23 protein-coding genes, 1 tRNA gene and 1 pseudogene are annotated in these 19926 nt (G+C 66.8%); 7 read left to right on the plus strand and 18 right to left on the minus strand.

Annotation, left to right across the window (positions count from 1 at the left end):
- Positions 1-24 precede the first annotated feature (24 nt).
- From NRO40_RS09765 to NRO40_RS09800, 8 genes are all read right to left on the minus strand, one after another.
- Positions 25-330: a hypothetical protein gene (locus NRO40_RS09765; protein WP_058944665.1), complete on the minus strand. Its 306-nt coding sequence runs from the start codon at positions 328-330 to the stop codon at positions 25-27.
- A gap of 21 nt (positions 331-351) precedes the next feature.
- Positions 352-507: a hypothetical protein gene (locus NRO40_RS09770; protein ID WP_085921433.1), complete on the minus strand. Its 156-nt coding sequence runs from the start codon at positions 505-507 to the stop codon at positions 352-354.
- An 8-nt stretch (positions 508-515) separates the two neighbouring features.
- Positions 516-707: a mobile element transfer protein gene (locus NRO40_RS09775; RefSeq protein ID WP_031130303.1), complete on the minus strand. Its 192-nt coding sequence runs from the start codon at positions 705-707 to the stop codon at positions 516-518.
- Positions 708-728: 21 nt separating this feature from the next.
- The gene (locus NRO40_RS09780; RefSeq protein ID WP_058944666.1) at positions 729-1421 is read right to left on the minus strand and encodes a DUF2637 domain-containing protein; all 693 of its coding nucleotides are present in this window, start codon (positions 1419-1421) and stop codon (positions 729-731) included.
- Entirely contained in the window at positions 1418-1621 is a 204-nt protein-coding gene (locus NRO40_RS09785; RefSeq protein ID WP_232791243.1) for a hypothetical protein, read from the minus strand. The genes NRO40_RS09780 and NRO40_RS09785 overlap by 4 nt, the downstream gene beginning before the upstream one ends.
- 81 nt (positions 1622-1702) lie before the next feature.
- Positions 1703-3067: an FtsK/SpoIIIE domain-containing protein gene (locus NRO40_RS09790; protein ID WP_058944668.1), complete on the minus strand. Its 1365-nt coding sequence runs from the start codon at positions 3065-3067 to the stop codon at positions 1703-1705.
- A 3-nt stretch (positions 3068-3070) separates the two neighbouring features.
- A complete protein-coding gene (locus NRO40_RS09795) occupies positions 3071-3427 on the minus strand; it encodes an SCO3933 family regulatory protein (RefSeq protein ID WP_058944669.1) in 357 nt (118 codons plus the stop codon).
- A gap of 139 nt (positions 3428-3566) precedes the next feature.
- A complete protein-coding gene (locus NRO40_RS09800) occupies positions 3567-4346 on the minus strand; it encodes a GntR family transcriptional regulator (RefSeq protein WP_058944670.1) in 780 nt (259 codons plus the stop codon).
- Positions 4347-4364: 18 nt separating this feature from the next.
- Between NRO40_RS09800 and NRO40_RS09805 the strand changes: the two genes are divergently transcribed.
- The 3 genes from NRO40_RS09805 to NRO40_RS09815 all read left to right on the plus strand — a co-directional run bounded on the left by NRO40_RS09805 (position 4365) and on the right by NRO40_RS09815 (position 8816).
- The gene (locus NRO40_RS09805; protein ID WP_058944671.1) at positions 4365-4829 is read left to right on the plus strand and encodes an NUDIX hydrolase; all 465 of its coding nucleotides are present in this window, start codon (positions 4365-4367) and stop codon (positions 4827-4829) included.
- A 607-nt stretch (positions 4830-5436) separates the two neighbouring features.
- A complete protein-coding gene (locus NRO40_RS09810; RefSeq protein ID WP_257375379.1) occupies positions 5437-7821 on the plus strand; it encodes a coiled-coil domain-containing protein in 2385 nt (794 codons plus the stop codon).
- 8 nt (positions 7822-7829) lie between these two features.
- Positions 7830-8816, plus strand: a complete 987-nt coding sequence (locus NRO40_RS09815) for a hypothetical protein (RefSeq protein ID WP_157901988.1) — start codon at positions 7830-7832, stop codon at positions 8814-8816.
- An 89-nt stretch (positions 8817-8905) separates the two neighbouring features.
- Here the strand turns inward: NRO40_RS09815 and NRO40_RS09820 are convergent, their stop codons facing one another.
- The 7 genes from NRO40_RS09820 to NRO40_RS09850 form a co-directional block, all read right to left on the minus strand.
- Positions 8906-10246, minus strand: coding sequence for a hypothetical protein (locus NRO40_RS09820; protein ID WP_257375380.1), 1341 nt, complete (start codon positions 10244-10246; stop codon positions 8906-8908).
- Between the two features lie 55 nt (positions 10247-10301).
- Positions 10302-11630, minus strand: coding sequence for a protein kinase domain-containing protein (locus NRO40_RS09825; protein ID WP_157901929.1), 1329 nt, complete (start codon positions 11628-11630; stop codon positions 10302-10304).
- Positions 11631-12464: 834 nt separating this feature from the next.
- Positions 12465-12767: a hypothetical protein gene (locus NRO40_RS09830; RefSeq protein ID WP_058944648.1), complete on the minus strand. Its 303-nt coding sequence runs from the start codon at positions 12765-12767 to the stop codon at positions 12465-12467.
- A complete protein-coding gene (locus NRO40_RS09835) occupies positions 12764-13507 on the minus strand; it encodes a GntR family transcriptional regulator (protein ID WP_058944647.1) in 744 nt (247 codons plus the stop codon). Before NRO40_RS09835 ends, NRO40_RS09830 begins: the two co-directional genes overlap by 4 nt.
- Complete coding sequence (locus tag NRO40_RS09840; protein WP_058944654.1) at positions 13504-13704, minus strand: hypothetical protein; 201 nt, start codon at positions 13702-13704, stop codon at positions 13504-13506. Before NRO40_RS09840 ends, NRO40_RS09835 begins: the two co-directional genes overlap by 4 nt.
- A gap of 20 nt (positions 13705-13724) precedes the next feature.
- On the minus strand, positions 13725-13925 hold the full coding sequence (locus NRO40_RS09845; RefSeq protein ID WP_058944646.1) for a hypothetical protein: 201 nt from the start codon (positions 13923-13925) through the stop codon (positions 13725-13727).
- Positions 13926-14245: 320 nt separating this feature from the next.
- Positions 14246-14524, minus strand: a complete 279-nt coding sequence (locus NRO40_RS09850; protein ID WP_058944645.1) for a hypothetical protein — start codon at positions 14522-14524, stop codon at positions 14246-14248.
- A gap of 78 nt (positions 14525-14602) precedes the next feature.
- Here NRO40_RS09850 and NRO40_RS09855 point away from each other — a divergent pair.
- Positions 14603-15224 (plus strand): annotated as a pseudogene (locus tag NRO40_RS09855) (GntR family transcriptional regulator).
- A 50-nt stretch (positions 15225-15274) separates the two neighbouring features.
- Here the strand turns inward: NRO40_RS09855 and NRO40_RS09860 are convergent.
- Positions 15275-15907, minus strand: coding sequence for a DUF6368 family protein (locus NRO40_RS09860; RefSeq protein WP_058944643.1), 633 nt, complete (start codon positions 15905-15907; stop codon positions 15275-15277).
- A gap of 170 nt (positions 15908-16077) precedes the next feature.
- Between NRO40_RS09860 and NRO40_RS09865 the strand changes: the two genes are divergently transcribed.
- The 3 genes from NRO40_RS09865 (at position 16078) to NRO40_RS09875 (ending at position 17930) form a co-directional block, all read left to right on the plus strand.
- Positions 16078-16159: transfer RNA gene (locus tag NRO40_RS09865), tRNA-Arg, on the plus strand.
- A 136-nt stretch (positions 16160-16295) separates the two neighbouring features.
- On the plus strand, positions 16296-16937 hold the full coding sequence (locus tag NRO40_RS09870) for a WD40 repeat domain-containing protein (protein ID WP_058944642.1): 642 nt from the start codon (positions 16296-16298) through the stop codon (positions 16935-16937).
- A 294-nt stretch (positions 16938-17231) separates the two neighbouring features.
- Positions 17232-17930: an NADH oxidase gene (locus tag NRO40_RS09875; RefSeq protein ID WP_157901928.1), complete on the plus strand. Its 699-nt coding sequence runs from the start codon at positions 17232-17234 to the stop codon at positions 17928-17930.
- Here NRO40_RS09875 and NRO40_RS09880 read toward each other — a convergent pair.
- Together NRO40_RS09880 and NRO40_RS09885 are read right to left on the minus strand one after the other, a co-directional pair.
- Complete coding sequence (locus tag NRO40_RS09880) at positions 17869-18477, minus strand: response regulator transcription factor (RefSeq protein ID WP_058944640.1); 609 nt, start codon at positions 18475-18477, stop codon at positions 17869-17871. The genes NRO40_RS09875 and NRO40_RS09880 overlap by 62 nt on opposite strands.
- A 54-nt stretch (positions 18478-18531) precedes the next feature.
- A complete protein-coding gene (locus tag NRO40_RS09885; protein WP_107115223.1) occupies positions 18532-19809 on the minus strand; it encodes a sensor histidine kinase in 1278 nt (425 codons plus the stop codon).
- Positions 19810-19926: the final 117 nt, after the last annotated feature.

Below are 19926 nucleotides of genomic sequence, written 5' to 3' on the forward strand. Positions count from 1 at the left end.
GTATCGAGGCCGCCCGGGGGCCGGTCAACGGCGGTGCTGCGAGAGCAGCGAGCGCAGGACGACGGCGCAGACGGCGACCGAGGCCGCAGTGACGGCCACGGCCAGGAGCATGGAGACCAGGACGGTGCCGACGATCAGGACCACGGCGGTGCCGCCGCCGACCAGGGCGAGCGCGGTGCCGGGGGTGAGCTGAACCGCCGGCCGGGTCGAGGCCGGGACAGCGGGGGTGGGTGGGGGCTGGGTGCCAGGGGTGATGGTGGTCGGCTGGATGACCGCGGGCGGGGCGGTGCCGGTGGGGTGGGGCATGGTCGGGAGCTTGGGCCGGAACATGAGCGGATCTCCTTTCGCGGGTTACTTCACGGCGGTGTCGATGACCGGGGCGAGGAGGCTGTCGGCGAGGAGGTAGCCGCCCAGCAGGAGCACGGCGACGAGCCACCAGGGCGGGCGGACGAGCTTGACGCCGAGGACTCCGACGCACAGCAGGGCGAACCAGAGCGGAACGTCCACGGGGCCTCCTAGCGGACCTTGCAGCGGTGGGTGCGGGCGGCGAGCTGGGCGGCGGACCGGCTGGAGTAGTCGGCGGACCAGCCGCAGCCGTCGGAGCCGCACACGGCGGCGTGCTTGGTCTGGCCGTTGCGGTCGCGGTGGGTGCCGATCTGCACGGGGCCGATCCGCATCAGGGAGTGGAAGAAGTCACGGGCGGGCATGTCAGTCGGTCTCCTCTTGTGTCAGGCGAGTCGGGCGGCGATGGCGTGGGCCAGCTGGGGCGGGACGCCGAGGCGGGCGCGCAGGGTCTCGACGTCGATGGGAGCGCCGGTCCTTTCCTCGTGGTCGGTGGCGACCTTCCGCGCGTGGTCGACCAACGCGGCCGGCACCGGCACCGCCGGGGAAGCCGGGAGCGGCGCGGCGGCGGGCAGGAGGGGCAGTTCCTCGGGGCCTAGGGCCGCGGACTCGGGTGCCGGGGCCGGCTCGGCGGTGGCGGGTTGGTCGGCGGCCGGCTCGGAGTTGCCCGCGGGCGCCGGGTCCGGGGTTGACGGTGTCGGCTTAACCGAGGCCCGGTCCGCGGGTGCGTGGGCGAGGAGGGTGCCGCCCATGAAGGCCAGGGCGGGCCAGGCCGCGACGAGGATGCGCAGCCAGGCCGGGACGTCGCCCAGGTCGAGGAGCCCGGCGGTGGCGACATTGGCGCCGAGGGAGGCGACCAGGGCGATGAGGAACCAGCACCAGGCCAGCCGGGACGGCCCGTCGGTGCGCAGCCGACGCCAGGCGGCGACCAGGAGCAGGTCCACCGAGACGGGATACGCCCAGGCCTTCCAGCCGTCCTGTCCGGCAGCGGCGGCGAGGTCGTGCAGGTGGGCGAAGGACAGCGCTCCGGCGATGACCGCCTGGACGAGCACGGCGTCCACGCGGGAGCGGGTCGTCACGGCCGCCCACCGGGGTGCTGGGGGCCGTCATGGGGGTCGCAGCCGGGCGGGAAGGCGCCGGGCGGCAGCTCGGGCAGGGAGACGGCCAGGGAGGGGCCGACGGCGTCGACGAAGTCAGGGTCGGCGCCGAAGGTGTGGGCGTACAGGGCCAGGGCGCTGAGCAGCTGAACCGTGCGGTGGAAGTCCTCACGGGCGTCCACGGGTTCACCTCCGGTTTCCGGCATGGAAGGCGTAGTTAGCTGGCGCGAAGCGGTCGCGCCGACCGAGGCGGTGGGTGTGGGTCAGGCGGTGGCGGTGGCGGTAGCCGTCTTGGACAGCGGCACCCGCGCCGACGACAGCGAGGCGACCGCAGGCCGGAAGGGCGCGAGGGCGGGCACGTCGGGGGTGCGGTCGGCGTACTTGTTGCAGAGGTTCACGGCCTGGCGCAGTGAGGTGTGCGGGGCGCGGATGCGGTGCCAGCCGCCGGAGGAGTCCCCGGAGATGGCGAGCCCGCGGGTCTCGGCGGGGATCTGGATGGCGGCCAGGACGGCGTCCGGGGCGATGTCGCCGAAGGCCATGTTCGCGCTGGTCTCGTCGTTGACGCGGTGGGCGGTGCGGCCGGTGAGCTGGGCGCGGAGCATGGTGATGCCCTTGCCGAGTTCGGAGCCGAAGCGCTGCCCGCAGATCTCCAGGTAGATGCCGGCGGCACGGCCGAGCTGGGCGAGGCGGACCAGGGCGGTGATGATGCGGTCCCGGCGCTTCTCTTCCTCCTTGGAGGCGTACAGGGCGAGTTCGGCGACCTCGTCGACCAGGACCACCACCGGCACCGGACGGCGGTCTTCGGGCAGGTCCCAGATGTCGGCGGCGATTTCCGCATCAGGCACAGCGACACTGATCCGCTGCTCGGCACGGATGAGCTGGTACACCTCCTGCATGTGCGTGACGAGCACTTCCAACAGTTCCAGGGCGGTGTCCGGGTTGTCGGCGAGCGCGGAGAACCGGCGTGCCAGCGGGAACAGCTCCACGCCTTGCTTGCAGTCGATGCCGACCAGGGCGACATGCTGAGGGGCGAGGCCGGCGACGAGGTTCCGCTGGTAGACGGACTTGCCGGACTCGGTCGCCCCCAGGGTCAGGCCGTGCGGAACGGCGCGGTAGTCGCGGTAGTGGACGGAGCCGTCCGCCCGGAGGGCGACCGGGACGCGCATCGGGCGGGGTTCGAGCCGGGCGGGCATCTGCACCCGCTTGAGCACGTCGTAGCCGGTCATCCGCAGCTCGACCACGCCGGAACGCAGCTCGCGGGAGGTCACGCCGTACATGCCGAACGAGTGACGCAGCCGGTCCGAGGCGGCGGCGACATCGAAGGCGTCCTGCCCCGGACGGAGCCTGAGCCGGAGGACCAGCCCGGTGCGGGTGGGCCGCAGCCGCAGGATGCGCGGCGGGCGTGAGTCCGGCGCGATCCGGTTCGTCATCCGGGCCAGGGCCAAGCGCCAGCGGGGCGGCGGGACCGTCAGACCGCAGGAGTCCATGACCGAGGCGTAACGGAAGAGAACCCGCAGGACGGCGAGGGTGACCCCGAAGGTCAGCCAGTACCAGGCGGGACGCCGCCACCGCAGGAGACCCGCGGTAGCGACGACCACCAGCAGTAACAACACCGTCGGCCACGTCACGGCTCAGGCCGCCTTCGAGGCCGCGCCCGTGGCGGCCAGCGAGGTCACCGCGACCGCGCGGAAGGCGATCCCGTGCCGCTTCTGGCCGTTGAACTCGTTCTCCCACGGCCGCGCGATCAGGCCCGTGAGCGCGACCGGGATACCCATGGCCAGCTCCTCGGAGACGCCGGTCTCGGGAACGGTGAGGGAGAGGATCTCCACCTCGTTGTTCGCCGCGAACATCACGTCCACGGTCATCAGCTTCGCGCCGGTCTCGGCGTCCAAGGCGATCTCGCCGGTCCGGCGGTCCTTCACCTTGGGCTGCGGGGCCTTGGCGACCATCACGACGGCGTTGGAGGTGTCGACGGGGATCTGACGCATGACAGAGCACTCCTCTATAGGTGCGGATCTCCGTCACTCATGTACATGAGTGACATGAAGAAGAGTGCAGAACTCCTGTACATGAGTCAACCCACCGCGACTCGGAAGTCTCGGCGGGTTGCGGTGAGTTGATGTCGCGTCAGTCGACGGCGGGGATGCGGTACTCGAAAACGAACTGGTCAGCAGCCATGAGCGTGTCGCAGACCTCGACCACACGCCCCTCGGTCGTGCGAGCCTCACGGACCAGATGGACCACCGCGGAACCGGGGCTGAGTGCGAGCTCGGACGCCTCCGCCTTGGAGGCCGGACGCGCCTGGAGCGTCTCGACGAACTCCGCGAACTCATGCCCCTGGTCTTCGAGTCGGGCGTAGATGCCACCGCCGCCAGGGTTCTCGGCGAACAGCTCCGGGATCTCCTTCACCACGTCCCACGGGAGGTAGGAAGTTGCGGTCTCCACCGGAGTGCCGTTGCGGAAGTAGAGGCGACGCCGGGCGAGAACCTGAGCGCCGACGTCGACGCCCAGACGCCGGGCGGCGTCCTCGGGCGCCTCCATGGGCCCGATGAACAGGACACTGACCTTGGCGGTGGCGCCGGACTGCGCCGACTCTGCGAGATAGGCGGCCTTGCCGCCACGCCGGTGCGAGCGGCGGAAGCGGTCGGAGGAGCGGTGCCGCACCGGCGGCCGGTCCTTCACGATCGAGCCCTTGCCGTGCCGGGTCTCCACCAGCCCGCTCGCGCGCACCTCGGCCATTGCCTTGCGGATCGTGCCGCCCGAGACCCCGTAGCGGTCGACCAGCTCGGACTCACTCGGCACCATGTCACCGGGCTTGAGGACCCCGGCCCGGATTTGCTGCACGATCTCGTCGGCGATCTGCACGTACCGAGGTACGGCCCTCTCACCTCCTACTGCGGTTCCCATCGTCCTTCTCAGCCTCCTATGCTCCTGTACATGAGTGAATCACAGGGAGCCACGTCCGTACCGTTGCACTCGGTGTCCGTAGCCGGGGTCGTCGTACGCGAGGACGGGCGACTCCTGGCGATTCGCCGCGCCGACAACGGCACCTGGGAACTCCCCGGCGGAGTGCTGGAACTCGACGAGACCCCCGAGGCCGGCGTGGTCCGCGAGGTCCTGGAGGAGACGGGCATCCACGTCGAGGTGGACGAGCTGACCGGCGTCTACAAGAACACGACGCGAGGCATCGTGGCCCTGGTCTTCCGCTGCAAGCCCTCCGGCGGCACCGAGCGCACATCGAGCGAGTCGACAGCCGTCGACTGGCTCACCCCGGACGAGGTCAGCGAGCGCATGGCCGAGGTCTACGCCATCAGGCTCCTGGACGCCTTGGACGGCAACGGCCCCCACGTACGGAGCCACGATGGAAAGCAGCTCATCACAGCGGGATAAGACTTTCCCTACTTCATCAAGGCGGCTCGCTGCGCTCACCGCGCGCGGCCCGACCCCCGGCCGGGCCTGCGCTCCTGTCTCCGCCCCGCTCCAGCCCGACCGGCGCCCGTGCCGCGAGTACAGCAATCAGCCACCAGAGAAGGGGTACGTCGTGGCTGGGACGGTCGGCTCCACGGCTTTAGCCACCTCCCCGGTCAGGGTCCCGCATCGAGCAAGACCAGGGGGCCACTCGTGCTCATTGCGGTCAGGCCCAAAGCCTGCCCGAGTTGCCAACCAGCGTACGGCCCCCTGGCCATGCTCGACCCCAGACCGGGCAGGACACCGGCCAAACCCGCTCCGCCTTAAGTAGGCTTGCCTACGCCGCAACTGTGGCAGCATCAGGTCTGATGGGTATGGCCTGTCGCGACAGACAGGGGGACTGTAGTGTCAGATGTCGGCCAACAAATGATGACAGTGATTCGGGAAATAGACTCAGCGATTCGAGCGCCTGAGAACTCCCGTTCGACTGCCGACCAGAGCACCGCGCACGGGGTAGATCTTTCACTTTTGACCCTGCTCGCATCAGAACCCTTCGGCCCTCACTTGGTCCTCGAAAGGTTGATCGCAGATGCACATCAGGATTGAAGCTGAAACCCGCCGCGGCCTCCGAATCATCGGCGAGATTCCCAGCATTCCACTCTGCAGAATCGAAGGCTACAACGGCATCGGTAAAACAAATGCCATTAAGCTTCTCAGGCTGTGCACGGGAGACCAACCTTTTACAGGGAACGATCATTCCTGGAGAACCTTCCGAAATCAGCTGAAGAGCGCGCGGGTTTCAGTTACCGACCTGCACGGGGCGCAGAAATTGGAGTGGGCACTCGATCCAAGTCGCTGGCCTCAAGTTGCCGAACCACTAGGCGATCTAATCGGTGAGATTAGAATCGACGGACGATCCGCTCGACCACGAGACATCACACCCCTTCTGAGCGTGCACCACGTCATGGCGGCCGATACACCCGTAAGCGTCCTATCTGAAAGACTCAGCACTGCACAAAAGCGAATCCAGGAGTGGGACGCCGAAGTTGGAAGGCAGCGCCAAGAAGAGGTAGAGCTCGCCCTGGGAGACCTGCAAAACAAGATCACTGATTGCGCACCATCACAGTTGTCACGCGAGCTCACGATCACATCCGAGACCGAAAAAATCGCGATTAGCCTGGCTAATCAATTGAAACTCGCACGTGAACGCGTCGAGCGGCTGGATAGAGCTGTCGAGATCTCCGCGCAGCTAACGCAGGTTCGAGGGCGCGGACCTGAAATGGATGAGAAAATTGAGGAGCTAGCGGCACACCTTGCTGATCTCGATCAACAGCGCCAGAAGCTCGACAGGCAGATCAAGAATGCGAGCGCTCAAAAGCATCAGAATGAGAAAGCCGAGAACGAGTTCGAGAACGCCCAAAAGCATCTAGTTCGTCGAGACAAGGCGCTGCGAACCATACAAAGCCATCTCCAGAACCTCGCGGCAGTTGTAGGAGTGGAGCCGACTGAGGATGCTCTCGCAGCAGCACGCCGTGACACCAGTCAGCATCTGAATAGACTGCTCGAGCGACAACCTCGCGTTAACGCCACTCCGATGTTGTTGAGTCTGATCAGCAGCCTAACTTTTAGCTTGGAGAACGCAGAGGGAGCAGAGCATCTAGGCAACGAGCTCCTGATCTCTTCTAGTCAGGGGGGCACTGATTGGACTGTCACTGCTTTGAGGGAGGCGCTTCAGCATCGTGAGGCTGTCCTCCGCGAAGAAGCACCTTCAGCTGACGCCGAACAGTTGACGCAGGAGATCGAGGAAACGCGAGGCCGGCTCGGAGCAATCGCGCAAACAGAAGCTGCATTGCGAGAGGTAGAAGCCGCCCAGACAGCCCTCGAAAAGGCCGAGGGCCGCCTACTAAAGGCGACGAAGGGGCTGCCTGAGCAAACAGCGCGCAACCTTGAAGACCTGATGTCAAACCGCGCAAGACTGGACCAAGAGGCTCGTGCTGTTCAAGCAGATCACGCCAGGCTGACTCATGCCCGAGAAGTACTCGGTGGTGGAAAAACTGAGGATGCTCTAGTGGCGGAGTTGGTGCAGCTATGCCGCGAGGCCAATGTAGAGGTTGCGCGCCTTAGAAAGCATCGCGAGAAGGAGCAGGCTGAGTTCGAGGAGCTGACTCGCCGAGAAGCCCAGGCCGCCCAGCAAGCAACTCTTGCTCACCGCAATTCCGAGAACCGCATTTCCAGGGTCACAGCGACTGCGCGCTTCCTGAGTCAGAATCATGGACTCTCTTGGCTAAGGAGGGCATTCCCGAAGATCTCCTCCCTGCCCGGGCTCAACGTTGCCGACCAAGCGCAAGCGTTGACAGAGGTGGCCTCTGCAATCGACAAGGCTCGTGACTCCCTAGGGTCCACCTATTCATCACTGCGCGGCATGGAAACAGCACTCGGCCGACTGGAGTCGCGCATTCGCCAAAACAGCGGAGAAACAGGCACCGAGACTGCGTCCGATAGGGCAGCCAAGCGCTGGCTAGCGGATGAGGTTCGTCAGTGGTTCGAGAGCGAAGTCGTAAGAACGGCGCTGTTTAACGGAGGTAACAACGTCGAATTGGATCCCGACAGTCTGCAGCTTTCATGGACAGCTGCGGACGGGCAGACTAACGAACGTCCACTCGCGGCATTCTCCAGTGGAGAGCAAGCGTTCGCCTACACGCAGGCGCAGGTCGCTCGTCTGGACCGGGACGATAACGCCGCTACCAACCGGCTTATCGCCCTCGATGAGTTTGGCTCATTCATTGACGCCAAAAACATGTCAGCCCTAGCCTCATACCTTCGGGGACGACAGGCACAAGCACCCCACGATCAAGTCCTAGTGGTCCTTCCGCTTGAAGTTTCTCCGGCGATAGCGTCATCAAACGGAACTACGAACGAGCGAGTTAACGCGCTTAGGCAGCGCGGATACTTCGCAGAGGCCTTTCAACTATGAGTACGACCGTGCAGCGAGTGTTCGGGGTTCCCGCCATCTTGACGGGTGACGAGTGCGTAGCACTGATTCGCGACCTCACTCAGCTCTGGCATCTTTCGTATGACAAGGCGCCGGGCGCATTGGAAGCCGACCTAGCCATGTGTAAACGCTTTTTCGATCCTGTTGCACGTGGCCATTCCCTGCGTGATCGATTGGGCAAGCTTCCACCCACCCCAGCTGACTTGTTGCGTCGCGCCGGCCAGTACGGGGAACCGCTGGTAACTCAAGTGGGCGACAATGTATCGCTCGTGGGTATCGAGGCGCGACTCATGCTGGAATTGCTGGAGGAGCAGTACGCGGGTGATGACCACCTGGTGCTGACGCTGGCTGACATCGAATCAGCAGAACGCCATGCTATGGAACTCTACAGGGCATGGTCGATGGCGCGGCTAAACCAGGTAGTCGCCCTCAGAAGAGGGCAAGGAAGCGAGGTGATGCAGGCGATCGCTGTAGGGGTCGTAATCGCACTACTCGTCAACAGGTCGGATACTGAGGATAGAGCCGTAGTCAGGTGGCATCACTCGACAGCGAATGGTCAACAGGTGGACAGTGCCATCTTCGCCGGAGCTGAGGCATTCGCTGCTGAAGTGTCTCGGAACCGAAGCAGCCGCGCTGCCGGAGAACAACGCCTGAAAGGCGGCTACGCCCTTAGTGAGGCGCGTCGGCGTTTGGCTAACCAGCTCGTCGTAGCCCCTAACGGAAAAGATGGCGGCGAGCTCCTGTATATCCCCGCTCGACACAGGACGGAAGTTATCGCATTCCTTGGTCGAGATCTCGCCAGGCGCCCAAGGCTTACACAGGCTGTCCTTGCCTCAGCTTTTGATGCGCTGGTAAGCGCGTATCGCGGCGCCGCTGGCCAGCTAGCTCATCGCGGCATGGTCTTTGAGCGATCTACGGACACTCGCTCCCTTAAGGAAGAACTACTGCGAGAGTTCTCAACGGCGCAGCATCCATGAATTTGTGGTTCTGCGCCTTGATTCGTGAGGCCGGCGTTCTTCCTCGCGGGCTCATAAGAGATTGTGCTCAAGGAAGACGCCGGACCATTTCAATCACGGCGAAGCAATACCAACCGCTCTGCGAGTTGCACATTATGCCGGGTCGCATTGCTTGCCCATCGCTGCCCACGGTGACGAAGGATTACATCCTCCTCCAGAGTGAATCCTTGACATTTCGCCAGCTTGGCAATCAATCCGGGTGTGTCAACGTAAACCCCATATGGCGCGCTGTCACCAACTAGCAAGACCGCGGGCGCTCCCGAGGCCAGTACTGTGGAAAGATTTTCCATAATTCGTGCGATCGCTACAAAGTAGTCGGGAACTACACGATCATACTCTTTTCCCCTCGATCGATTTCCTCTTTCTTTCTGAAGTCGATCGGCAATTTCACTGACCTCTGTTCCGACCGTCCCGTATGTCTGCAAAAGCGTCCTGGCATCGCTTGCAGCGCCTACGCTGCTCTGCTGAGTGGTAGCCGTAAGCATGTCAGAACGCACCTCGGCACACATTTGCGACCAGCTGGTAACGTCACCCCAGAAGTAGAGTTCCAGCCGCGTCGCGTCAGCGTAATCGAAATTGTTTAGATATGGCGGTGAGGTGACACACCCGTGCGCAGTGCCATGCCCCAGTTCACTCCAGTTCATAGCCTCCCGGGAGTCGCCCTGTCTTACCCGGCATGCCGGCGAGGAAGAATAGTTGGCCTCAAACTCCCGCATATCCTCGACCATCCACCCGATACGCTGAAGGAAGCGAGTCAAGGGGTCGGCGAATGTCGGCTGCCGTTGACTTCCGGGTCTTTGGTATGGCCAACCAACACGCACTGATGCGACATCTCTTAGTGTCGCTAGCAATGCCCATTTCAAATGCAAGTGCCATTCATGCGCTTGCATTTCTCGGATCAAATCGCGCAAGCTCACCAAAATGGCGAGCGTTTCGGGATCAAAACTGCGAAGTGTCAGGTCGGCTTCGCCGCTGATGTCGATGTCTGCCCTCGTCGTTATAACTTGTAGCGTGAGCTCACGGGCAGTCGCGAGGAGCCCATTCGGGTCCTCTGAGGTGCGATCGAGTTTCAGAGCTGCAAGCTCAGCTATGAGCGGATGGGCCTCAACTCCGTAGAAGGCGTGACCAGCTCGCCTAGCCGCGGTACCTGCAACGCCTGACCCGGTGAAGGGATCAACTACAAGTCCTGCGGTGGGCAGCTGCAACTGCTGCAGGAGCAGGGAGGCATAGTCGGACGCGAAGCCTGCTGGGTAGCGAAACCATCGATCGAACGGCTCACTTCGGCTGGTGCCGTGCCGGCGTCCTCGTCCTGAGCTGGGCTCAAACACTGGTGACTCTTCCTGGAGGACCGCGCCCTCCGGCATCGGCCTGTGGTTATCGCTCATCAACACTCGCCCATTGGACCACGGTGACAGCCGTCACCACCACGGTGATGCGGGATCGGATTCAGCTGGCGCCGAGGATGGTGGCCAGCACGACACTGCGCGCTCGCCAACCAGGCTCTCTGTAGTACTCCACGACGTCCTGTCGCGCGCCCAAGACCGGTGCGAGCGCACGGTCAAACGGCGCCTGGAGGTCGCCCAACCACTCTAGAGTCCGTCTGCGTTGGTCTTGATCCTGCCAGTGGAGTTCGGCGGCGAAGAAGTCTGGCGCGAGATCTTGCGCGTGTCCGAGGTTGTTGTTACCGACCAACGCCTGGAGGACCGTGAGTAGGAAGGCCAGCGGTGTACTTACATATTCCCTATCTCGATCATCCCAGGAGCCAGCAACAAGGTGCTTTGCCAGAACACCTGCCAGCAAAGCGGCTCGCTCGGGGTCAGAGTGGCACCAAGCACGTGTATGCCCAGTGGGTATCTGCGCGAAGTAATCGAAGTACAGGCTAGCGTCGTCTTGATGAGCGTCAACCAGCCGGACTAGCGCCTCTAGGCTTCCCTCCTGTCCGAGCGTGATCCCTTCCACCAGCCTGCGGGCCTTCGTTAGTACAGGCTCATCACGGTCGTTAAGTACCACCTGTACCATGTCCCGCAACTCAGACATGGTCTGCGTCCTCAACGAAGTCTCTTGCCGCGTGCATGCGTTGACAAATAGTCGCCAATGCAGGAACTCGCCGTCAGGGAGCAGCCGTACTCCGCTTGCAGGGGACGTCCCGGTGAGGTACCAAGCAGCAACGCGTCCGAGGCTGTACACATCCGCCGCTGGCGTGGCTTTACGGGGGTCCACACTCAGTTCAGGGGCATCGTATCCTGGCGTGCCCATCCCCTGACCGGTACGGGTGAGAATTCGGGAAGCCTCTTCAGGCGGACGACGAACCATGCCCCAATCCGCTACCACCCACCGGTATCTTGCACCGCTGTCGCCAGAGAGAGCGAGGATATTTTGGGGAGAGATATCACGATGAACCAGCCCGAGTTGATGGGCCACATCCAGGGCTTCACCGATAGCAAGGAGGATGGACGCCAGCTCCTCTTCGTCCGGCCCTTGGCGAAGGTCTTTGAGATTGCCGACCGCGCGAGGCATCGTGTACCACGTGAAGCCTGGATCGTGATCCAAAATCGGCATGATGTTAGGGTGGGCTAGCCGCTTCTGGTCCTGAATCTCCCGCTTGATCCTGTCCTGAGCATCCTGGCGGTTGTAGGCGCGTTTGAGCGCTACCTCTTCACCCGTTTTCTTGTGCACGGCAGGGAATACCTGGGCATAGCTCCCGTGCCCCAGTGTTCGAGCGCCGAGACGATACCGCTCCTGTGCCTTGATGCTGCTGTCCGACGCACCTGCCATGGGACCCATCCCCCCCTCAGCCGGGTCAACTAGGCGCATATTACTGGACCTTGGCAGGAGTGACTGTTCATCTGGCCTCATGTCCCCAATCCGCGGTCACTGGATGCGAGGGTGAGGTCGCCTAGGCTAGAGGGCGTGCTACGGCTGACCAATTAAGGAGTCGCGGCAGCCAGGCACAAGAACCGTCCGTGAGGCGCACGCCGAAGCTGTCGTACCAGCCAGATGACTGGTGCACGAGTTGACGCCAGGGTTCCCACCGAGCGCTGCGTCGGCGTATGTGTTCGTGCTGATTCTGCGGCTTGTACTGTCGAGTGGAGGGCGTTGGGCTTCGCATCCTGGCCCCAACGAGTCTTCCCATGGGAGCTGAAGAGCCGTGGACGACCCGTGGACGACTCGTGCCCCACCGGTCTCAGCCACGCTGCGGCATGTTGCCGGCCAGCCCTTCCGCGGACCGCGGAGTGGCACACGGCTCCGGAGGGGCTGTGAGAACCGTCGAATGTTGCTGGTCACAGTAACGTTAGCCACCCCTGAGATGTTGCCGGTCCACGAGTCGTCCACGAGTCGTCCACGAGTCGTCCGTACAGCGAGGCACACGCGCGCCTGATCGGTCGACGCGCCCGCCATCGTGGCTGACTGTCGTCGGCTGAGGTTCGTGCCACAACCGTGCCGGATGCAGCGGCCAGTCACGGTCCACCCCGGAGCCCTGTGGTCGACGTCCGGAGCGCTGCTCCTCCGTAAGGAGACGCGAAGAGAGGCACCCAGCCCATGGCTTGGGTGCCTCTCCCATTGAGGTGGAACGGAAGTGGGCTCTCAGTTGTCGCCGCGCGCCGACCGTCAGAGGCGGTGGGGCTCGCTCGCAGTCAGGCGGTGACCTCGGCTGATTGCGATGCGGAGTACGTCTCGGAGGGCTCCGGTCAGTTCCTGTGCCACGTGGCGCAGGGCTTCCGTGTCGGCGTCCCCTGCGCCGAGGGTTTCCTCGGCCTCGACCAGTAGGTCGGCTGCCGTGCCCAGCTGAACAGCTTCGATGTTGTCGGCCAGGCGGGACATGTAGCTGTCCTTGTCGTCGGTGCTCAGGTAGCAGGGCTTGCCGTCCGGGCCGGACCACGGGAGGAGGCGTAGCTCGTTCGCTGTGGTCATGCTCGCGTCTGCCTCTCGTCGGTCATGGCGTGGGTGGTGAAGACGGCATCGACGCGGTCCCCCGGGAACACCAGGAACGCGGCTTCGACGACCCTCCCGGTGGAGTCGGTGGCCACACGCGTGATCGCGAGGACCGGCGCGGTGGAGTTGGTCCGGAGGGTCGATGCTTCGTCCGGTGTCGGTGGGCGGGCACAGGCCGTCTCCCGGACAATGGCCGGCGGCAGGCTGAGGACAGCGAATCTCGTGACCGCCTCACGGCACAGTGGCTCGTCGCCGAGTACACCGTCCGGTGCCAGGTCCCGGGGGATGTAAATGCGTGCCAGGCCATGCGGTGCGTCCCCCTCGTGGCTGACGCAGAAGAACTCTGCAAGGGGGCTTCCCGCCGGCACCTTCAGTAGTTCCGCCAAGTGCCCGTGCGCCCGGACCGTGGCGCAGCGCACTGTGATGTGCAGGGCCGCTTCAGCGGCCGTCCACGGGTCCAGCATCCCCCATCCGCCGACGTACATGATCTTGCGGAGTGGACGGCGGACGAAGTTGCCCTTGCCGTGGATCTTCTCGACGAGTCCTTCGCCTTGGAGGACCGCGAGAGCGCGGCGCAGGGTCACCGTGCTCACTCTGTACCCGCTCGCCAGGACGGCCTCGGACGGTAGGCGTTCACCGGGCTTGATGCGGCTGGTCGCGATCTGGTTCCGGAGGTCGTCGGCGATCTCGTGATGGCGCGAGGCCACGGGCCCGGTCACCGCCTTCCCATCATCCTGACGGCGACGAGCCGGGTACGGGCGTGCATCGTCAGCAGCTCGCCGGACTCGAAGATCAGTTGCTTGGCACCGTGGGGCAGTTGGAAGAGGTCCTGCACTCGGCAGAACAGTCCCCCGAGTTCTATGACATCGCCGCGCCGGACCGTGGCCGCCGTCACCTCGATGCTGGCGGCCGGCATCCTCCTGGGCGTGCGGTCGATCACTGTTCCACTCCCGCGCACGCGAACCGGTCGGGCGTCGAGTGGCACAGGCAGTCGCACCTCTCGTAGACCACGGGGATGTCGACCGGCGGCGACAGCGGCGAGGCCTCCGCGCACGTGGGGTGCGTGCCGATCCGGCATGCGGTGGATCGGTAGGGGATGGCGGCGACGGTGGTGTGAGGCTGTCGGCGAGGCTTCATCCATGGGCTCCCAGAAGGGTCGAGCAGGCGTCAGCCGGCAGACGGGGGGCGACGATCACGGAACGGGTCCGTACGCGCTCCTCCCAGGCCAGCAGGTACGGACGTACGAGCGCGACGTCCTCACCGGCGAGTGGGTGCCGGTGGCCCTGGTCGCCGGCCCGGCCTGGAGGGGTTGTCGACTCGCCGGCGGACTCCGGGGGCACGGTCGCCGTCGACGGCCGGTAGGGCGCTAAGGATCGGCGGTGCCTGCCCTTGGGGAAGTACCGCGCTCTGGTGAGCGAGGCGGCACGGCGGATACGGTTGAACACGCTGCTCAGCTCCTATCGCTGATGGCTCGGTCCCCCGACATCGCCCGTCGTGGGGACCGCTTTGCGTACGACCGCCCAGAGGGTGCGGTCGTTCAGGCTGGTGGCCAGAAGCCCGAACCGGTCGGCCTCGGCCACCACTTGGAGGACCCCCCGCCATAAGTCCGCGGAGAGCGATCCCGGCACTTCCGCTTCGACCGTCGTGTGCCGGTCGTGCTCCTGCACACGTGCGGGAAGCCCGAGGGCGGACAACCGGGCGGCGATGCCCGCCGCGCTAACTCCCGAAGCGGGCACAGGGCAGCCTCCGTCACCGGCAATCACTTTCAGTGAAGCTAGTTAACTAGGTTAGAGCTAGTGGACTAGATTTTCCATATGCCTGAGCAGCCGCCCTATCTCCGCGTCGCTGACGAGCTTCGGCGGCGGATCGCGGAGCACGTATGGGAGCCGGGAGATCGTCTGCCGTCCCGCGCCCAGATCGGTCAGGAGTGCGGGGTCGGTGAGAACGTGGTCCGGCGGGCTCAGGAGCTGCTGATCTCCCAGGGCGTGCTGGAGGGCCGCGCCGGTTCGGGCACGTACGTCGCCGAGCCCCGACAGCGTGTGCGCATGGTGCGGTCGGCCGCGCGTGAGCGGCCCGACGGGTCGCCGTTCCGGGTGGACATGAAGGCCTTGGGCAAGCGAGGGGACTGGGAGAGCCGGACCGACGCCAAGGTGCCGGCGCCCGCGGACATCGCGGTCCGGCTCGGCATCGCCGAGGGAGACCCGTGCGTCCGCACGGTGGTACGAGTTCCTGGCCGACGGCAGGCCGATGCAACCGGAGCCGAGGCAGGCGACCGCCGAGGAGGCGTCACTTCTGGGCATCCAGAAGTCCGCGCTCGTCACCCACATCCGCCGGACCTACTACAGCGACGAGGGGCGGCCGGTGGAGACGGCGGACATCGTGGTGCCGGCCGCCCACTGCGAGATCGTCTACGAGATCCCGATCATTCGTCCCTAGTGCTGTGACCGCATAGGTGGACGGGTCGGCGGTCGTAGCGGTTGGATGTCCTACTTGACCAGCCGGAAGGCGGGGTGCCCGGCCCAGGCCCGCAGGAACTCCGCCGTTCCCAGCGCCATCCAGTCGTCGTCCGCGATCCCCAACACCCCCGGAAGGCCGGCGACGACCGGCGCCTGTCCGTCCAGCAGCTCGGCTTTGGCCACGCCCCCGATGACGTCCATGACAGCGGCGGTCAGCAGGGCCGTGGCCACGTGGTCGATCTCGCGATTGCAGCCGGCGCTGACATTGACGGCATGGGTCGGCCTGAAGCCGAGGACGGCCTCTACCTCGGGCTCGTCCGCGTGCTCAGCCTCGAAAATGCTCTCATCGCCGACACCCGGCCCCATCAAGTAGACCAGGAACGGCCGACGCCAATCCTCGCGCTGCGGATTGAATCCCACCAGGGCCCTCAGCCCCTCGTCCGCGGAGGTGTCGTCGAGGAGTGGAAGCGGGAACGGCTTTCGCCAGTCCTCCCCCCGCCTGTCCTCGACGCCCAGTCGCTCTGCGGGCACGTTGACGTCGAAGCACCCGGGCCGCTCCTCGTCAAAGTGCGAGGAGACCCCCACCATCAACGCGCGAAACTCCCGCAGCGCAACCGGGGAGAGCGGCTCCGCCAACTCGATCACCAACGTCGGTCCAGACATGCTGGGAGCCTACGTTGATCGGCTCCCCGACCTCCTCAGATTGTTCCCACACCGAGTACAGCCGGTCCGAGCACCGACGCCACCAACCCAGCGAACCTATGCGGTCAGAACACTAGCCCGTCGAATGCGTGTCGAAGTCGGGCCGACGGGATACCGAGAGCGAGAGGCGAGCCAGGTCAGCGGGGGTATGGCGTTGGAGTCGCCGAGTGCCTTCTAAGCACTTGGCCGCAGGTTCGAGTCCTGCCGGGGGCGCTTTGGACACGACCCTCCCGCGGGAGGGTCTTTTTGCTGGTCGGGGTCGGTTTTCGACCAAGGGCCCGGGGCGGCTTCCGGGGCGGTGGGGTGGGTGGTTTCGGGGGGTGGGTGCCGGTGGTGGGGTCGGTGCGGCATGATCGGCCGCCGTGGGGGCCGGCGGGACGGCAGCCGGGGCATCCGCCCCCGGCGGGCTTCCGGTCTGGCGGCCGCACCGGACGGCAGCTGGCTGGCCAGCGCGGGGGACGACGGCACGGTACGGCTCTGGGACCTCCGGTCGGGGGCGCCGCGGGCCGTGCTGACCTGCGGCGGCACGGTGCGTTCCGTGGCGGTCTCCCCGGACGCGACCTGGCTGGCGAGCGGCGGCGCCGACGGCGTGGTCACCGTCTGGGACCTGGCCACCCGTACCCGGAGGAACCAGCTGACCGGCGGGAGCGGCGCGGTGCCGGCACTGTCGGTCTCACCGGACGGACGCCGGCTGTTCGGAGGCGGCCACGACGGGACCCTGCGCCTGTGGGACCCGCGGACCGGTGCCTACCGGGGCCTGCGCACCGGCGGCGGGGAACCGCTGCACGCGGTGGCCGCCTCCCCGGACGGCCGCTGGATCGCCTCGGCGGGCCAGGACGCCACGGTACGGGTGTGGGACCGCGCGGGCGGACGGGTGCTGGCCGCCCAGCGGACCGAGGGGGCGCTGCGGTCCTGTAGTTGGCACCCCGACAGCAGGGGTCTCGCCGTCGGGGGCGACCGGGGTCTCTACGTCTACCGCCTGCTGGTGTGAGGCCGGCCTCCGCCCCGCCCCGGAGACGGGCGGGCGCCGGGCACCGGGCACCGGACGGGCGCCGCGGACGGCACCCGCGCCCCGAGAGCACGACCCCCCGCTTGACCGACGCCCGCCCGGCGGTGGTCCCGACCGGACGACGCCGCGGCGCTGCCGGGTCCGGGCGTGTCCGGTGGGTCGGACCGTGGGGCGTCGGACCGTGAGCGATTCATGGATGGTGCATGAACTCGTGGCTGTCGCGGGTGCGGGCGGCGCTCTCATGCTGGAGGCCCAGGGGTACGGCGAGGAGTGCGGATGGTGGGCTCGGCTGATGTGGCGGAGCGGGCCGGTGGGCGGTTGCGGCACCTCTGGTCGTTCCGGGAGGACGTGGCGGTGGCGGCCGGGGCGCGGCGCGACGCGGTGGTCGTCACGTGGGAGTCCGGGACCGTGGCGGTCGAGCCGGCCGGGCCGACCGTGCGGGAGGTGCTGCGGCGGATGCAGCTGGGGCCCGTGCTGCTGGGCAACGCCGTCGTCGCCGGGGCCGCCGGGGAGCAGGACCCGCACGTGTACGCGTACCTGTTGATGCGTCCGGTCTTCGCGCGCTTCCCGCAACTGCTGCGCCGCACCGTCGGCTTCGACGACCTGCGCGGGGCGCTGCTGTCGATCGGGCCCCTCGCGGAGGGCGCGGCGCTGTGCGTGCCGCCGCTGCACGCGGGGGCCGTCCTGCAGCTGGTGGTCGGGGTGTCGGTGGTGTTCGACCGCCCGTCGGCCACGGTGGAGATGCGGTCGGCCTCGCACCGGGTGGTCCTCCACCGGTACGAGGCCCTGCTCGTGGTCGCCCGCCTGGCGTGGCCGGCCACGCCCGAGGCCGTGGCCGCCACGCTGCCGATACCCGCGCACGTCACGACGGGCATCCTCGACTACCTGGTGGCCGCCGGGGTCGTCGGGCCGGTCACACCAGCCAGTCCGCCTCCGTCGCGATCCGGATCGCGTCCACGCGGTTGCGGGCGTTGAGCTTCGTGACGACGGTGGTGAGGTAGTTGCGGACGGTGCCCGTGGACAGCCGCAGCCGCTTGCCGATGTCCGTCGCGTCCAGGCCCTCCGCCGCCAGCCGCAGCACCTCGGTCTCGCGGGCGGTCAGCGGGCTCTCCGCGCCGCCCCACGCGGCCAGCGCCAGTTCGGGGTCGATCACCCGCTGGCCGGCCGCCACCTTGCGGATGGCGTGCGCCAGTTCCTGCGGCGGCGCGTCCTTGAGCAGGTACCCCGACACCTTGGCGGCCATCGCGCGGCGCAGGGTGCCTGGGCGGCCGAGGCTGGTCAGGATGAGCGTCCGGCACGACGGCAGCCGCTCGTGGAGCTGCGCGGCGGCGCTGATCCCGTCGAGGCCCGGCAGGTCGATGTCGATGATGGCGACGTCCGGCGCGAACGCGCGGGCGGACGGCAGGATCTCGTCACCGCGTTCCACGCTCGCCACGATCGTCAGGTCCCGTTCGAGACCGAGGAGGGCCTCCAACGCCCCCCGCACCATGTGCATGTCCTCGGCCAGCAGGACACGGATCATCGGAGCTCCCCCTTGCTCTCCAGACGTGGACGGACACTTTAGCAACCGGCCCGATCAAGCCGCCGTGACGCGATCCGGGCCCTCCTGCGCAGGCTCCACGCCGTCTTCCGGGCCCCCCTCCACGGCCTCCCCGGCCTGCGCGGGCTCCTCGTCGGCGGGCGTGGCGGGCGCCTCCGCGACGAGACGGAACCAGCCGTCCCGCCCCGCCGTGTCCGGCGGTTCACGGTCCACGACGAGCCGGCCGCCGACGCCGGACAGCCGGCGCCGGAGGTTGCCCAGGCCGTCCCCGCCGTGCGGGGACGGGTCGTGGTAGTCCGCCGCCACCCCGTCGTTGACGATGGTGAGGCGGGCCGTCCCCTCGTCGACGACGGCCGTGATGCAGCACCGCGTCGCCTTGCTGTGGCGCAGCAGGTTCGTCACCGCCTCCCGCAGGACCGTCGCGAGGACCGTGCCCGTCCGCGGCCCGAGGGACCCGACCGACGGGTCGACCACCACCGTCGCCTCCACCTCCGCCGCCTCCAGCACGGACTGCGCTGACGACACCTCGGAGACGAGCGACATCTGCCGGTAGCCGCGCGAGACGCGGCGCACGTCGGCGAGGGCCTGCCGGGATATCGCGAGGACCTCCTCCACCTCCTGTTCGACCCGCTCGTGGCGCAGCCGCACCAGCCGCTGGAGCAGCTCGCTCTTGAGGACGATCGCGGACAGGCTGTAACCGAGCAGGTCGTGCAGGTCGCGGGCGAGCCGCAGCCGTTCGTGCGCCACGGCCATGCGGGCGATCTCGGCGCGCGCCGCGAACACCTCGTCGACGAGGGCGGACAGCCGCGAGACGCCGTACACCACCAGACCGGTCAGGAGCGTGGTCTGGCACATGTAGACGAGGTCGATGACGGACATGTCGAGGGCCAGGCCCGGCACGAGCAGGCTCGCGCCCGTCAGCCCGTACAGCGGCCAGGCGGCCCGCGGCGGGAGCAGCAGGAGCAGGGAGCCGCCGAGGAAACCGGCCATCGCGCCCCAGGCCACGCCGAACCAGACGAGCGGCAGGTAGGTGAGGACGGCCTGGAGGGTGAGCGTGGCCGCCCTGGCCGGGGCCGGAGCGCGGTCGGCGCCGCGGCGCGAGTGGAACAGCTGCAGGCCGAACACGCACGAGAGCGTGATCAGACCGGTCACGAACACCTCGGTGTCCGGTCGGCGGCTCAGGAGGTTGATGACGGTGATCACGAAGTAGCAGGTCATCACCGCGAGCGGGATGACGCGGGCCAGCCGGGGCGCCGGGCTGGTGCTCGTCCTCACCCCGGCAGCGACGGGCTCGTGCTCCTCGTAGCTGGGCATTCGGGTGCTCCTCGTCCGCGCGTGGCAGAGTCCGGGGCGCCCTGCTCCACGGGCACCCCGCGACTGGAGGGGCCAGTGTGACCCCAGACACTCTTTCGGGTGACTCTACGTCGAGCG

This window comes from Streptomyces changanensis (assembly GCF_024600715.1).
GTDB lineage: Bacteria > Actinomycetota > Actinomycetes > Streptomycetales > Streptomycetaceae > Streptomyces > Streptomyces changanensis.